The 14,938-nt window shown below is 56.2% G+C and carries 13 protein-coding genes; 2 read left to right on the top strand and 11 right to left on the bottom strand.

What is annotated here, in order from left to right:
• Positions 1 to 56 precede the first annotated feature (56 nt).
• Entirely contained in the window at positions 57 to 1,772 is a 1,716-nt protein-coding gene (locus tag LJE94_08600; protein ID MCG6910166.1) for a glutamine--tRNA ligase/YqeY domain fusion protein, read from the top strand.
• Positions 1,773 to 1,871: 99 nt separating this feature from the next.
• Positions 1,872 to 2,219: a hypothetical protein gene (locus LJE94_08595; protein MCG6910165.1), complete on the top strand. Its 348-nt coding sequence runs from the start codon at positions 1,872 to 1,874 to the stop codon at positions 2,217 to 2,219.
• A 13-nt stretch (positions 2,220 to 2,232) separates the two neighbouring features.
• Here the strand turns inward: LJE94_08595 and amrB are convergent, their stop codons facing one another.
• The 11 genes from amrB to LJE94_08540 form a co-directional block, all read right to left on the bottom strand.
• On the bottom strand, positions 2,233 to 3,078 hold the full coding sequence (gene amrB / locus LJE94_08590; protein ID MCG6910164.1) for an AmmeMemoRadiSam system protein B: 846 nt from the start codon (positions 3,076 to 3,078) through the stop codon (positions 2,233 to 2,235).
• A 258-nt stretch (positions 3,079 to 3,336) separates the two neighbouring features.
• Positions 3,337 to 4,122, bottom strand: a complete 786-nt coding sequence (gene hypB / locus LJE94_08585) for a hydrogenase nickel incorporation protein HypB (protein MCG6910163.1) — start codon at positions 4,120 to 4,122, stop codon at positions 3,337 to 3,339.
• Positions 4,122 to 4,487 carry a hydrogenase maturation nickel metallochaperone HypA gene (hypA, locus tag LJE94_08580; GenBank protein MCG6910162.1) on the bottom strand — a complete coding sequence of 122 codons (366 nt, stop codon included), beginning with the start codon at positions 4,485 to 4,487 and terminating at the stop codon, positions 4,122 to 4,124. The genes hypB and hypA overlap by 1 nt, the downstream gene beginning before the upstream one ends.
• A 208-nt stretch (positions 4,488 to 4,695) precedes the next feature.
• The gene (gene sucD, locus LJE94_08575; GenBank protein ID MCG6910161.1) at positions 4,696 to 5,568 is read right to left on the bottom strand and encodes a succinate--CoA ligase subunit alpha; all 873 of its coding nucleotides are present in this window, start codon (positions 5,566 to 5,568) and stop codon (positions 4,696 to 4,698) included.
• 184 nt (positions 5,569 to 5,752) lie between these two features.
• Positions 5,753 to 6,913: an ADP-forming succinate--CoA ligase subunit beta gene (sucC, locus tag LJE94_08570; GenBank protein MCG6910160.1), complete on the bottom strand. Its 1,161-nt coding sequence runs from the start codon at positions 6,911 to 6,913 to the stop codon at positions 5,753 to 5,755.
• 165 nt (positions 6,914 to 7,078) lie between these two features.
• Positions 7,079 to 9,112 carry a pyruvate carboxylase subunit B gene (locus LJE94_08565; protein ID MCG6910159.1) on the bottom strand — a complete coding sequence of 678 codons (2,034 nt, stop codon included), beginning with the start codon at positions 9,110 to 9,112 and terminating at the stop codon, positions 7,079 to 7,081.
• A 96-nt stretch (positions 9,113 to 9,208) separates the two neighbouring features.
• On the bottom strand, positions 9,209 to 9,427 hold the full coding sequence (locus tag LJE94_08560) for a hypothetical protein (GenBank protein MCG6910158.1): 219 nt from the start codon (positions 9,425 to 9,427) through the stop codon (positions 9,209 to 9,211).
• Between the two features lie 151 nt (positions 9,428 to 9,578).
• The gene (locus LJE94_08555; GenBank protein ID MCG6910157.1) at positions 9,579 to 11,132 is read right to left on the bottom strand and encodes a methylmalonyl-CoA carboxyltransferase; all 1,554 of its coding nucleotides are present in this window, start codon (positions 11,130 to 11,132) and stop codon (positions 9,579 to 9,581) included.
• A 110-nt stretch (positions 11,133 to 11,242) separates the two neighbouring features.
• On the bottom strand, positions 11,243 to 12,232 hold the full coding sequence (gene meaB, locus LJE94_08550) for a methylmalonyl Co-A mutase-associated GTPase MeaB (protein MCG6910156.1): 990 nt from the start codon (positions 12,230 to 12,232) through the stop codon (positions 11,243 to 11,245).
• Complete coding sequence (scpA, locus tag LJE94_08545) at positions 12,229 to 14,358, bottom strand: methylmalonyl-CoA mutase (protein MCG6910155.1); 2,130 nt, start codon at positions 14,356 to 14,358, stop codon at positions 12,229 to 12,231. The genes meaB and scpA overlap by 4 nt, the downstream gene beginning before the upstream one ends.
• Positions 14,359 to 14,440: 82 nt before the next feature.
• A partial coding sequence (locus LJE94_08540) for a TetR/AcrR family transcriptional regulator (protein ID MCG6910154.1) occupies positions 14,441 to 14,938 on the bottom strand: 498 nt, incomplete at its 5' end.

The raw sequence follows: 14,938 nt of genomic DNA, 5'->3' as shown, positions 1-14,938 counted from the left end.
GACATCTTGACGCGTGCGTGGCTTGAAGCCGTCATCAACATAAAAGGAATCTCAGCATGACCAAGGAGAAAGCACAACCAGTGAATGCAACGGTGGCGCCCCCACCCAACTTCATTCGCAACATCATCAAGGAAGACGAAGCATCGGGAAAATACGGCGGCCGGGTCGCCACACGATTTCCGCCGGAGCCCAATGGCTACCTTCACATCGGCCATGCCAAATCCATATGCCTCAACTTCGGGCTGGCCGCCGAAAACAACGGCACCTGCAACCTCAGATTTGATGACACCAATCCTACCAAAGAAAGTGTGGAATATGTGGAATCGATCAAGCAGGACGTGCGCTGGTTGGGGTTTGACTGGGAAGACCGTCTGTTTTTTGCCTCCGACTACTTCGAAAAGCTCTATGGTCACGCTGTCGACCTCATCCAAAAAGGCAACGCTTACGTGGACAGTCTGAGTGCCGAGGACATCCGATCCCACCGGGGCACCCTCACCGAGCCTGGTAAGGAAAGCCCTTACCGCAATCGCTCCATCGAAGAAAACCTGGATCTTTTCACACGCATGCGTGACGGTGAATTCGAAGAGGGAGCCCACGTGCTCCGGGCCAAAATCGACATGGCCCATCCCAATCTGTTAATGCGCGATCCGACGATTTACCGCATCCGCAAAGCGTCCCACCATCGTACAGGCGACAAATGGTGCATCTACCCCATGTACGATTTCACTCACTGTCTCTCGGATTCCATCGAAGGCATTACGCATTCCATCTGCACCCTGGAGTTTGAAAACAACCGGCAGTTGTACGACTGGGTTCTGGATGAACTCGACGTCTACCACCCCCAGCAGATCGAATTTGCCCGGCTCAATCTAACCTACACGGTTTTGAGCAAAAGGAAGCTGATTCAACTGGTCGAGGAAGGCCACGTAGCCGGCTGGGACGACCCCAGGATGCCGACCCTGTCGGGCATGCGCCGGCGCGGATACACACCTGAATCCATCCGTAACTTCTGTGAACGCATCGGCGTGGCCAAAAGAGACAGCACCGTGGACATGGCGCTGCTGGAATACAGCCTCAGGGAGGACCTCAACAAAAGAGCGCTGCGTGTCATGGGTGTCCTGCGGCCCCTCAAGGTGATTATCGACAACTACCCGGAGGGCAGGGTGGAAGAGCTCGAGGCGGACAACAGCCCCGAAGACCCGGGCCTGGGAAAACGGCACCTGCCCTTTTCCCGGGAGCTATACATCGAACAGGAAGATTTCCTGGAAGAAGCGCCCAAAAAATTTTTCAGGCTTGCGCCGGGACGCGAAGTCAGACTGAAACACGCCTATTACATCACCTGCGTCGCTGTGGTAAAAGACGACCGGACCGGTGAAATTACCGAACTGCACTGCACCTATGACCCGGCCACCCGCGGCGGGTGGTCCGAAGACGGCAGAAAGGTGAAGGGTACGCTTCACTGGGTCTCCGCCGCCCATGCGATTCAGGCAGAGGTGCGTTTGTACGACCACCTTTTCGACCGTGAAAATCCCGCCGACACCAAAGGCGGCCTCGGCTTCAAGGATTCTCTGAACCCCGACTCGCTGACGATCCTTTCCGGCTGCATGCTGGAGCCTTCGCTGAAAAGCGCACAGCCGGGCACCTATTTCCAATTTTTGAGGCAGGGATATTTCTGTCTGGATGCGGTGGAAAGCACACCGGAAAAACCGGTTTTCAATCGCACGACGACGTTGCGGGACACCTGGGCCAAAATTCAGAAAAAAATAAAATAATCAATATCCAGTCATGAATTATTAATTATCAAGTTAACATATCAACTTGATAATTGGATATTGGATGTTGATTATTGGGTATTTAAATAGAAATGGAAAATGCAAAAAATGACTCCCTACGAATTGGCAAAAACAATGCATCGAGACTTGTCGCCTTTCGCCCCCAAGCTTTCCGCGGCCCTGAACCGTGCGCTTCTGGACATTGGCGAAGGGTCTGTTTTAGTAGGTCTGGGACCGGGCACCCATGAAAATGAGGCCGTCTCTTTTCAGGAAAGTGAGATGATTGGCACCCAGGGGAATGATCCCGCCAACGTCATTTCAAAAATCATGCAGGTGTTGAGCGTGCTGGAAAACAACTCGTCCTGGAACGTCCTGATCGACAAAAAACCCGGCCCGGGTAGAGACACCCTGGAATTGATGTACACCCTCTACAGAGAGAAAAGGTGAATATCATGGGGGGTTATCCAAACAAAACCCCCACGTAGCCGACAAAGCTGTCACCCGGGTGCTTGTCATAACTGGTGGCGTAGGCCACCTCCACTCCCCGGGCGGCACCGAGCCTGACGGCAGCGGCAATCGCCGCGGCGGCCGCGCCGGCACAGCAGGCATTTTGGTTGGCCAGCCCTTCTCTGATCACGCCTTCTGCGTCCAGAGACAGCATGGCATCCACCGCCCGGCGGTCGTTGTCCTTCTTCACCCAGCGAAGGGCCTGCATTCCACTACCCTTGGGTGAAAAATCGTAGTTGAGCCCGTAGTGGGTAAGATCGGTGGATCCGATGATTTTAATCCCCAGCCCCAGTTCGAGGGCGATCTCGGCAACCGCCCTCCCGATCTCGACGGATGTGCCTGCCGGGGGAACGCCCAGAGGCACGATTTTCGTGTCCGGAAAAAAATACTTGATGAAGGGCAGCTGCAGTTCGATCGTGTTGTCCTGGGTGTGACGGTGGACGGTTTCCACCTGGAAGTCAAACCGTTCAGCTAGCCTGCGGGGCAATTCCGTTTCGATGACAAGATCACCGAAAGGCGTTTCCCAGGCGCCATCCAGCATGATATGATTGGGAGACCCCGGGTGAAGGTGCATACCGAACAGGACCATGACATCCGGATGAGGCAAACGGCTCAGTCCGTAAATGACCCGGCAGGCAATCTCTCCCGAAAAATACCATCCCGCGTGCGGAACGATGCCGCCCACAAAGGCATTTTCCGATGGGTCGGCCGCAGCGATGAAGCGTTGGATCTCGGCTTCACATTCGTCGGCGTTTTCAGGATACCAGCTGCCGGCAAATGCTGCTCTTCTCACGTCCATGGGCACCCCCTTTCAGGTATTTATGCTCACCCCCATTGCATGAATACAGCGTACCCCTGACCTAAATCCTAATATCGAAATCCTATAGCATTTGCCATATATATGTTCCGTTTCAACATTGGATTGGCAGGTGGCGGGTTTAGGGCATTCGATATTGTTTAGAATTTCGGATTTCGTGCTTGGCGTTTTTCTATCGCTCTTACCGGCAAAACCAAACATCTCTAACCTGGTCCAGTGGACCAGGATTTCAATACTTGATTAAACCTGCCGGCGTTTGTCCCGGAGCCGATCCCTCAGCCAGTCCAGCCAGGGCTCCATCCCCTCCTCGGTTTTGGAAGACATCTGAAAAACGGGCATATCGGGGTGCACCTTGCGGATGCTGTCGACGGCTTCCTTTACATCGTAGTCCAGGTAGGGCAACAGATCGATCTTATTCAGAATGGCAATATCGCTTTCTCGAAACATGAGGGGATATTTCAGGGGTTTGTCCTCTCCTTCGGTCACGCTGAGGATCACCGCACGGGCATCTTCACCGATGTCGAACTCCGCCGGGCAAACCAGATTGCCCACATTTTCGACGATTAAAAGGTCGACGGCGTCCAGATCGATGCTTTGCGCCGCTTTTTCGATGACGTGGGCTGCCAGGTGGCAGTCACCTCCGAATTCATCGGTATTGATTTGAACGACCGGTGCGCCGGATACGGCCAAGCGGTCGGCATCGTTGGTGGTGCAGATGTCGCCCACGATGACGGCGCATCTGATTTCCGGCATGATGGCAGCCAGTGTTTTTTCCAGGGTGGTCGTTTTTCCCGAACCGGGCGAACTCATCAGGTTCAGAACGAAGATGCCGTACCGGTTGAACCGCGCCCGGTTCTCGTCGGCCATTTTCTCGTTGACGTCCAGAACACGCCTCACCACTTTGATTTCCCGCCTGCCCGATTTGACACTGTGCACCGCCGTGTCCCCATGGGAGTGAGGGTGCGTATGAGGATGACCGTTCTTGTGGTGGCGGGCCGTCTGCAATTTTTCACCCGGCAGTAACATTATTGAAGTCCTCCCCGATCGTCGGCAATCTCTATCGATTCGATGTTTAATTCCCGGCCCGACAAAATGTCAATGTTGCCACTGCCGCACTTTTCACAATTGAAAGCCGGGCCTTGAATGGTCCACTCGGTACTGCACGCGTTGCATCTGGCCCTCACCGGTATTTCCTCGATCCCCAGTTCGGCCCCTTCCAGCGGCGTTTCCTTAGCGGCGATCTCGAAGCAGAACCGCAGACTGTCGGCCACGACAGCCGCCAGCTTGCCCACCTTGAGGTTCACCCTGGCAACCGTCACCGCCCCCTCGTCCGGGGGGATGGAATTCGTGGCAATTTCGATAATCTGCATGGCGATGCCCATCTCGTGCATACCTACAAAGTCCTTTTCTTGGACGGCCGGAATGAACCTTTAATCCAATGATAGCAATTACAGGCATCGCCGTTTTAGGTTTTAGATTTTACGTGTCAGGGCATGCGCATTCAGCCTTAGGCAAATAGTCCCCTTAACACCCAACCCGGATAAAGCGGAAAAGATAAAGATCATTTATCACGAAAACACGAAAGTGACTAAAACAATTCTATTTAAACACTTCTGTACACAGCTCGCCGAGCGTGCCTAAATTCTCGCAGATGTGGATACCGCTCTCCCGCATGGCAGCCAGTTTGCCCTGAGCCGTGCCGCTCTTGCCGCTGATGATGGCCCCCGCGTGCCCCATGCGTCGGCCGGGGGGGGCCGTCAAACCGGCGATAAAACCGACCACCGGCTTCGTCAGGTTCTTTTTGATGAATGCTGCGGCCTCTTCCTCGGCCGTGCCTCCGATTTCACCCACCATGACGATTCCCTCTGTGGCCTCGTCCTTTTCAAACGCGTCCAGGCAATCGATGAAATTGGTGCCGTTCACCGGGTCTCCGCCGATTCCCAGGCAGGTTGTTTGCCCAATGCCCTTCCGGGTGAGCTGGTGAACGACTTCGTAGGTGAGCGTTCCGGAGCGGGAGACCACACCGATGGGGCCCCCCGGTTGGTGAATCGGCGCCGGCATAATGCCGATCTTGCATTCCCCCGGGGTGATAATGCCCGGGCAGTTCGGTCCGATCAGGCGCGACGGCTTTCCCTTCAAGTAGTTCTTGACCCGCATCATGTCCATTACCGGAATGCCTTCGGTAATGGCCACGATTATGTCCATGCCCGCATCCGCCGCTTCCATGATGGCATCGGCCGCGAATGGCGGCGGTACGAAGATCATGCTGCAGTTGGCCCCGGTTTCGGCAGCTGCCTGGCCCACCGTGTTGAAAACCGGCACCGCGTCCATTTTCTGGCCGCCCTTGCCCGGCGTAACGCCGGCAACGACCTTGGTTCCATAGGCCACGCACTGCTGCGTGTGAAACTGTCCCTCTTTACCCGTGATGCCCTGAACCAGAAGGCGTGTTTCCTTATTTACGAAAATGCTCACTATATTTCTCCCGCTTTAATCTTTTCCGTGTATGGATTGTCTGTAAAATGCTGCGTGCTTCGTTATAAATTTCACCGCAAAGGCACAGAGGACACAAAGATTTTTATTTTGTCTGCGTGACATTATGGGTCAAAAAAACGATGGAATCAGCACACCCCGCGAAGAAATCTCCAAACACCAAACACTAGCTCACAATCTCGGCGACTTTGCCGGCCGCATCCTTCAGGTCCACCGCCGTGGTAAGGTTCAGTCCGGACTCCGCTAGAATCCGCCGCCCCTCTTCCACGTTGGTACCTTCCATGCGCACCACCACCGGCACATCGATACCGGCCTTCCGGGCGGCTTGAACAACACCTTCCGCAAGCACGTCACACCGCAGGATCCCCCCGAAAATATTGATGAGAATTCCCTTGACATTTTTATCGCTGAGGATGATGCGAAATCCGTTTTCAACCATCTCCGCATTGGCACCGCCCCCCACATCCAGGAAGTTGGCCGGCTCCGCGCCGGCGAGCTTGATAATGTCCATGGTTGCCATGGCAAGCCCCGCGCCGTTGACCATGTTGCCGACATTCCCGTCCAGATTGATGTAGTTCAGATTGTACTTGGAAGCCTCGATCTCCAGGGGGTCCTCTTCGTCGAGGTCGCGGTATGCGAGAATATCCTTGTGGCGGAACATGGCATTGTCATCGACATTCACCTTGGCGTCCAGGGCGATCACCGCTTTTTCGGCGGTAATCACCAGGGGATTTATCTCCACCAGGGAGCAATCATAATCCACCGCCAAATGGTAAAGCCTGGTCAGCATCTGGCTGAAGGGTTTGACGACAGCCGCCGGCAGATTGAGACCGAAGGCCGCCTCCCTGCAGTGAAAGGGGCTGATGCCCGCCAGCGGATCGACGTACACCTTGATGATTTTTTCCGGCGTTTCTTCGGCCACCGCTTCGATGTCCATGCCGCCCGCTTCACTGGCCATGATGACCATCATGGCCGTGGCCCGGTCCGGGAGAATGCTCAAATACAGCTCCTTTTCGATAGTGAGCCCCTGCTCCACCAGGACCTTCTTGACCTCACGTCCCTCGGGGCCGGTCTGATGGGTCACCAGATTCATACCGATGATCTCGCCGGCAACCGATGTTACTTCTGCAGCACTGCCTGCGAGCTTCACGCCGCCGCCCTTCCCGCGGCCGCCCGCATGAATCTGCGCTTTGACTACCACGGGAAAAGCGCCGAGTTTTTCGGCAGCCGCAAGCGCTTCCCCGGGATTGAAGGCGACACTTCCCTCCGGTACCGGCACGCCGTACTTTCTAAACAATTCTTTTGCCTGGTATTCATGGATCTTCATTAACCTGCAACTCCTTTTTATGAAAAATACGCACTTCTAATTTCCCAAAACCTAAACAATTTCAAAGCGCAAATGTCCGCAATAGCTAATGCAGCATTCGCTTTTTATGACTCGTTCAGAATTTAGGTATTTCGATATTAGGGCTTGTTGTAAGTCCTCCGATGGTCAACCGATCACCAGGAGAACGTCTCCCTTGGCCACCGAGTCTCCGCTGCCGTAGTTAATCGCCTGGATGGTGCCGCCAACCGGTGCCGGAAGTGCGTTTTCCATTTTCATGGCTTCGAGCACCACGACGGTTTCGCCTTCATCCACCGTGTCGCCCACCTCTTTTGCATATTTCACGATCATGCCGGGCATGGGCGCCTTGAGCGCTGTCCCGTCTGCAGGCGCTGCGGGGGCAGGTGCCGCCGCTTTTTCCTTGGCAGGCGCTGCATCGGCCGGGGCCGCCGGGGCCGGGGCTGCCGGAGCCGGGGCCGACGGGGCAGGTGCCGCCGGGACCGGGGCTGCCGGAGCCATGGGTGCCTGAGGCATCTGTTGCAGGTAGCTGATCACCGGCGACTCGCCCTGGGGATCCACGCCGACTTCAAAAAACTCATCCCCCACGAAAACGTTGAAGGTCCGCAGGTTATCACTCTTCGCCGGGGCCGTCTGGGCCGTCTTTTCGACTAGCAGACCGGCTTTGGCTTTCTTGATCAGTTCGTCTTCGGCTTTGACCTGATCCATCGTTCTCGGTTTGACCTCTTCAGGGGGCTCCTCCTTGCCGTACTTCCATTTCAGGAATTTCTTTCCGGTTACCGGGTAAAGCGCGTAGATGAGCTTGTCATCCAGATCCACGGCCAGCCCCTTGACATCCTCCTCGGCCTTGGGCAGTTCGGGCTCCAGGACCTCGGCGGGCCGGCAGGTGATGGGCGTCTCACCCCTTTCGTAGCCTTTCAGCGCCTTTTTCTGCACATCCGGATCGATGGGGACGGCCGTCTTGCCGTAGAGACCGTAGCAGAGGTCCTTGACCTGGGCGGTAATCATCTTGTAGCGTTCGTTTTCGTCGTCAAAAAGCACGTTGTTGACGGTCTGGATTCCCACGATCTGGCTGGTCGGCGTAACCAGCGGTACCTGACCCAGGTCCTTCCGCACCCGCGGCAGTTCCTTGTAAACTTCATCGATGCGATCCAGGGCATCCATCTGGCGCAGCTGATTGACCAGGTTGGAAAGCATGCCGCCAGGCGTCTGGTGCAGCAGTACATTGATGTCGACGATTGAAACCTTGGAGTCGTCCAGGAGGTGCTTGTATTTGGGCATCACGTCCCGTTCAAAAACCTCGTTGATGGCGGCCAGCTTCTTTATGTCGAAGCCGGTGTCGCGGTTGGTTCCCAGAAGCGTCATCACCAGCGGTTCGATGGCCGCATGGGACGTGCGGTAGGCATACGGCGTCATACAGGTGTCGATGATGTCCACCCCTGCCTCGATAGCTTTCAAATGGCTCATGGGCGACATGCCCGAGGTGAAATGACTGTGCAGATGAACGGGTGCATCGACCGCCGCTTTCAGGGCCTTGACAATCTCGTAAGCGTCATAGGGTGCGATGAGGCCTGCCATGTCCTTGACACAGATGCTGTCGGCTCCCATGGCTTCCAGATCCTTGGCCTTTTTGACGTAGTAGTCCAGATTGTACACGTCTCCGCCCATGCGCGGTTCGGTCATGGTGTAGCAGATGCATCCCTGAAAGTGCTTGCCGCACTTCTTGATCACCGGCACCACCGTTTCGAAATTGCGGTAGTCGTTCAGGGCGTCAAAGGTTCTGAAGATGTCCATACCGTTGGCCGCGGCCCGTTCAACGAATGCTTCGGCCACATCGTCTGCGTAATTCCGGTAGCCCACCAGGTTCTGGGCCCGCAGCAGCATGGAAAACGGCGTCTTCTTCATATACCGTTTCAACGTCCTGATTCTTTCCCAGGGATCCTCATTGAGAAAGCGGTGCATGGTGTCGAAGGTGGCACCACCCCATGTTTCTACGGCCCAGAAGCCGATCTCATCCATCATCTCCGCAACGGGGATCATGTCCTCGGTTCTACCGCGTGTGGCAAACAGAGACTGGTGGCCGTCGCGCAACGTCAGATCCTCCACCAGTACCGGATTTTCCGCCTTGGGGCGATCTGCGTCGTATTCCATGGCCCTCATCTTGACTTGATCGTGATCACTCATTTTACGGTCTCCTCTTTACGATAAAATCGTCGTTCAACGATTTTATAATACGCGGCTGCGCCGCCATTTTATATGTAAAAACCTGAATGTCTCCCATCAGTGCTTGAAGCCGTGAAAAGCTTTGGCCTGCATCAGGCTGCGAAACTGCATCTGGGCCTGGCGTCCGCTGATGCCCCACAGTTTTACCGGTGCCGGGGGTGGCTTGACCTGGGCAGCGGCCGGCACCTGCGCGGCCGCGAGACACGCGGCCTCCTCTTCCGCCTGAATGTAGGCCATGACCCCCGCTATAGCCGCTAATTTGCTTTTATCTTTCATCGATAAACCTCTTCACTTGGTGGATTTCCCTCTTTTACGTATCGATCGTCAGGGGCGCTGATCCCGCTTGCGATCATTGCGGCGGCTTGTCCGGCGTAGCTTGAAGAGCAAAGACGGAAGCCGCGTTTACTAATTTCGTTCCGTGGCGATATTAGACGGGAATGTTGCCGTGCTTTTTCGGCGGCCTGATTTCACGCTTCCCGCACATAATTTCGAGCGCTTCGATAAGGCGCGGGCGGGTTTCGCTGGGTACCAGAACGGCGTCGATATACCCCCTGCTGGCTGCACAGTAAGGATTCGAAAACAGCTCATTGTATTCTTCGATTTTCTCCTCCCGTTTGGCCTTCGGGTCGTCCGCGGCTTTTATCTCCTTGCGGTGAATGATGTTTGCGGCGCCGGAGGCGCCCATAACGGCTATTTCCGCCGTGGGCCATGCAAAGGCCATGTCTGCCCCAAGATCTTTGGCGCACATGGCCAGATAGCTGCCGCCATAATCCTTGCGTGTGACCAGGAGAAGTTTGGGGACGGTTGCCTCCGAATAGCACCACAGCAGCTTGGCGCCGTGCCGGATGATGCCGCCCCACTCCTGGTCGCTGCCCGGAAGGTAACCGGGTACATCGGCGATGGTCAGCATGGGCACATTGAACGCGTCGCAGAAACGAATGAAACGCGTCGCCTTGTCCGAAGCATTGATGTCCAAACACCCGGCCAGTTCTTTGGGCTGGTTGGCGATGATGCCGATGCTGCGTCCGTTCAAACGGGCGAAACCGGTGACAATATTGCGTGCAAAATGTTCGTGCGGCTCGAAAAATTCGCCGCCGTCAACGATGGAACGGATAACATCCTTGATGTCGTAGGACTGATTGGGGCTGTCCGGGATGATGGCATTCAGGGCCGCATCCACCCGTTTGGGGCTGTCGCCCGTTTCGACAATGGGCGGGTCTTCCATGTTGTTAGACGGGAGGTATGAGAGCAGCTTTTTAATCTTCTCGATGGCGTCCTGGTCGCTTTCACAGGCAAACTGGGCCACGCCGCTCTTTTCATTGTGCGCCATGGCGCCGCCGAGGTCTTCGAAAGTGATCTCCTCACCGGTAACGGACTTGATGACTTCCGGCCCGGTGATGAACATATAACTGGACTTCTTGACCATGAAGATAAAATCGGTCATGGCCGGCGAGTACACGGCCCCGCCGGCGGTGGGGCCCATGATGGCCGACACCTGCGGGATGACACCGGATGCCACCGAATTGCGGTAAAAAATCTGGCCGTAGCCGGAAAGCGCATCCACGCCTTCCTGTATGCGGGCGCCGCCCGAATCGTTCAAACCGACAAACGGCACCCCTGCTTTCAACGCCATGTCCATGACCTTGCATATTTTCTTGGCGTGCATTTCACCCAGGCTGCCCGCTCTTGCGGTAAAATCCTGGGCAAAGGCAAATACCTGCCGGCCTTCAACCAGGCCATGACCGGTGACGACCCCGTCGGAAGGAATCTCCACAGCCTCCATGCCGAAGTTGACACAACGGTGGCTGACAAACAAGTCGATCTCCCTGAACGTGCCCGGGTCAAACAGGACGTTCAGACGCTCGCGAGCCGTGAGCTTGCCTTTCTCCTTGTGCTTGGCGACAGCCTTTTCACCGCCCATCTGCCGGATCTTTTTTTCCCGCTCCTTCAGATCCTTGATTTTATCTCCCACGATACCCATGGTTCTTTCCTTTCACGTTATGATAAAAAAGATGCGAATCCTCTGTGCACGTTGTGTCTTTGTGGTTCGAGCCACCAGCATTTAGCCAAACAAAAATAATCCTAAAGTGCCTATTGAATGTCAAGGGAAAAAAGCAGCTCATCGGCCGCGACCGTTGGCGCGGTTTCTCCGTTTTCAACGCTTCTGACAATCTGTGGCAATCTGGCGGCTATTTTCGGATTGCTGAAAAAACGGTCTTTGAGCCCCTCTTCCAACAGCGACCACATCCAGTCGAGGGCCTGCTGCCGGCGTTTACTGACCAGGGCACCGCTCTCCACATAGCGCCGGCGGTGCTCGAGCACGGTGTCCCATATCCGGCGGACGCTGGCATTATCGGCTTCCAGCGAGCTGCAAGTCAATACCTCGGTCTTCCATATGGGAGACGCGGGCGTCAGGTAATGCAGGGCGTTCTCGTACTGCCTGCGGGCCCTTTCGGCATTCTTGACATTGTCCCCGTCCGCCTTGTTGACGGCGATGGCATCGGCCACCTCCAACACCCCCTTTTTGATCCCCTGCAGTTCGTCTCCGGCGCCGGCAATCATCAGCAGGAGAAAAAAATCCACCATGGAAGCCACCGTCGTTTCCGACTGGCCCACACCAACGGTTTCGACGATCATCACATCGTATCCGGCCGCCTCGCACACCAGCATGGTTTCACGCGTTTTTCTGGCCACGCCTCCAAGGGTGCCACCGGACGGCGACGGCCGTATAAAGGCGCCGTCAGCCACCGAAAGCTTTTCCATGCGGGTTTTGTCCGCCAGGACGCTGCCGCCGCTTCTTTTGCTGCTCGGGTCGACCGCCAGCACCGCCACCTTGTGCCCTTTTTCCACCAGCATGGTGCCCAGGCTTTCGATAAACGTGCTTTTCCCCGCGCCGGGCACACCGCTGATTCCCAGTCGGACGGCCTTGCCGGTTTCCGGCAGCAGCCGGTTGATGACGCGGCGCGCAACCTTCTGGTGGCTGCTCAGGGAGCTTTCTATCAGGGTGATGGTCTTGGCGACGACGCGCTTGTCGCCGCCCAAAACCCCCTGAACGTAATATGGTTCGTCTTTCAGGGTCATGTCTGTTTTTCCAGGGCGTTGAGGATCTGGTTGGCGGAATCCGTCACCACGGTCCCGGGCCCGAACACGCCGACCGCCCCGCTGTCATAAAGAAATTGATAGTCGCCGGGCGGAATGACGCCCCCCACCACGACCAGAATGTCTTCACCGCCCTCTTTTTTCAGTTGTTCCACCAGCTGAGGCACCAGGGTCTTGTGTCCGGCCGCCAGGCTCGAAGCCCCCACCACATGCACATCGTTCTCCACGGCCATCCGGGCTGCCTCCGCGGGTGTCTGAAACATGGGGCTTATGTCCACGTCGAACCCGAGGTCGGCAAAAGCGGTGGCAATCACCTTGATGCCGCGGTCATGCCCATCCTGCCCCATCTTGGTGACCAGAATGCGGGGGCGCCTGCCCTCCTTTTCGAGAAACGCATCCGTCCGCTTGCGCACCGAGGCAAACACCTCGCTGTCGCCGTATTCGGCGGCATACACCCCTGATATACACTGTGTCGTCGCCACAAAGCGGCCAAAGGTCTTTTCCATGGCATCGGATATCTCGCCCACGGTGGCCCGTGCCCGTACCGCCGGGATGCAGGCTTCCAGAAGATTCGCCCCCGACTCCGCCGCCCGGGTGAGATCGGACAGTGCCTTTTCGACGGCAGCCGCGTCCCTTGCGGCCTTGATCTCGTTCAGGCGCTGTACCTGCTCGTTACGCACCGTATCGGACACCTCGAGAACGTCATCCAGGGGCTCCTCCTCGATTTTATATTTATTGACCCCCACGATCACGTCCAGTCCCTGATCGATTCTGGCCTGCTTTTTGGCGGCAGACTCTTCGATGCGCATCTTGGGCATGCCGGTTTCGATGGCTTTGGCCATGCCTCCCATCTCCTCCACTTCCTTGATGATCTTGCGTGACTCGCGGATGATGCCGTCTGTCAAGGCTTCGATATAGTAGGAACCGCCCAGGGGATCCACCACATGGCAAACCTGGGACTCTTCCTGAATGATAATCTGGGTATTTCTGGCGATCCTGGCCGAAAAATCGGTAGGCAAGCCCACGGCCTCGTCGAACGAATTGGTGTGCAGAGACTGCGTCCCCCCCAGGGCTGCGGCCAGCGCTTCCAGGGTCGTGCGGATGATGTTGTTGTAGGGATCCTGCTCCGTCAGGCTCCAGCCCGATGTCTGCACATGGGTGCGCAGCATGGTCGACTTGGGGTTCTTGGGGTTGAAGGGGCTGATCAACTCGTGCCACAGGAAACGGGCGGCACGCAGCATGGCAATCTCCATGAAAAAATTCATCCCCACACCGAAAAAGAAGGAAAGGCGCGGCGCGAACGTATCGATGTCCAACCCGGCTGCCAAAGCAGCCTTGACATACTCGAGCCCGTCAGCCAGGGTAAACGCCGTCTGCAAAACGGAATTGGCGCCCGCCTCCATCATGTGGTACCCGCTGATGCTGACCGTGTTGTACTTGGGCATGTGTTGCGAACAGTATCCGATGATATCCGAAACAATGCGCATGGAGGGCTCGGGCGGGTAAATGTAGGTATTGCGCGTGAGGTACTCCTTGAGAATGTCGTTCTGGATCGTTCCGGCCAGCTGCTCCTGTTTGACCCCCTGCTCCTCGGCCGCCACGATGTAGCCTGCCAGGATGGGCAGAACCGCGCCATTCATGGTCATGGATACCGACATCTGATCCAGGGGAATCTGGTCGAACAGAATTTTCATGTCCTCAACCGAATCGATAGCCACACCGGCTTTGCCGATGTCGCCCACCACCCGTGGATGGTCCGAATCGTATCCCCGGTGCGTTGCCAGGTCAAAGGCCACCGAAAGCCCTTTCTGGCCGGCGGCTAGGTTGCGCCGGTAAAAGGCATTGGAGTCCTTGGCCGTGGAAAAACCGGCGTACTGGCGAATGGTCCACGGCCGGCCGGCGTACATGGTAGCCATGGGGCCGCGCACATAGGGTGCAAACCCCGGCAGGGATCCGAGATGCTCCATTTTTTCAAGATCCTCAGCGGTGTAGAGCGGCTTTACGTTTATCCCCTCAGGGGTTTCCCAGTTAAGCGACTCCAGGGGTTTGCCCCTGAGCTGCTTGGTTGCTAAATCGTCCCATTTCTGTTTGTTCGAAAGTTCTGTCATCTCCAGCTCCTTATGCTTTGATTTTGCAATACCCAAATTAGGCCGTAATTCGTACCCCGCCTTCGCTCCGGGGGTGTATGACTCATGCTGCGGCGGTTGCAGTCTCCCGGTTGTCGGGATTTGAAATGGCCCGCCAGACCATTTCAAAAAGAACGTTGGACTGCCCAGCCAGGCTTTCCCTCTGTCCGCGCGACACCCACATAAAAAAGGACCGTTGAACAAGCCCCAGCATGAAATCGAGCAGGACACCGGCCCGCACGTTCGGGTTCAGGACTCTCGATCGCTGGCCTTCTTTGAGCACGTCCAGATACAGATTGATCATCTTTTTCTGACGGAAGCTTTCATCCGCCATCCATGTTTTCATGGGAACCGTCATGAAAAGGATTCTCCCTAAACCGGGATGGCGCTCGTAGTAATCGAGTTGGAGCCAGAGAACCTTTCTCATCTTTTCTTTAAGATCCTCGATGCCTTTAAGGTGGTCCACGATTCTGTCCGTGAGCTTCCCGAGCCAGACGTCGACGAACGCGAAAAGAAGCCGCTCCTTGCTGCCATAATGGCTGTAGATGGTGCTGAAGCTGAC

The organism is Deltaproteobacteria bacterium, assembly GCA_022340465.1.
GTDB lineage: Bacteria > Desulfobacterota > Desulfobacteria > Desulfobacterales > B30-G6 > JAJDNW01.
This window is presented reverse-complemented; position numbering and strand designations above follow the sequence as displayed.

Coding starts and splice junctions, on each gene's coding strand:
- LJE94_08595 (MCG6910165.1), top strand. CDS start 1,872: ATGCAAAAAATGACTCCCTACGAATTGGCAAAAACAATGCATCGAGAC.
- LJE94_08565 (MCG6910159.1), bottom strand. CDS start 9,112: ATGAGTGATCACGATCAAGTCAAGATGAGGGCCATGGAATACGACGCA.
- meaB (MCG6910156.1), bottom strand. CDS start 12,232: ATGACCCTGAAAGACGAACCATATTACGTTCAGGGGGTTTTGGGCGGC.
- LJE94_08555 (MCG6910157.1), bottom strand. CDS start 11,132: ATGGGTATCGTGGGAGATAAAATCAAGGATCTGAAGGAGCGGGAAAAA.
- LJE94_08600 (MCG6910166.1), top strand. CDS start 57: ATGACCAAGGAGAAAGCACAACCAGTGAATGCAACGGTGGCGCCCCCA.
- scpA (MCG6910155.1), bottom strand. CDS start 14,358: ATGACAGAACTTTCGAACAAACAGAAATGGGACGATTTAGCAACCAAG.
- hypB (MCG6910163.1), bottom strand. CDS start 4,122: ATGTTACTGCCGGGTGAAAAATTGCAGACGGCCCGCCACCACAAGAAC.
- amrB (MCG6910164.1), bottom strand. CDS start 3,078: ATGGACGTGAGAAGAGCAGCATTTGCCGGCAGCTGGTATCCTGAAAAC.
- hypA (MCG6910162.1), bottom strand. CDS start 4,487: ATGCACGAGATGGGCATCGCCATGCAGATTATCGAAATTGCCACGAAT.
- LJE94_08560 (MCG6910158.1), bottom strand. CDS start 9,427: ATGAAAGATAAAAGCAAATTAGCGGCTATAGCGGGGGTCATGGCCTAC.
- sucC (MCG6910160.1), bottom strand. CDS start 6,913: ATGAAGATCCATGAATACCAGGCAAAAGAATTGTTTAGAAAGTACGGC.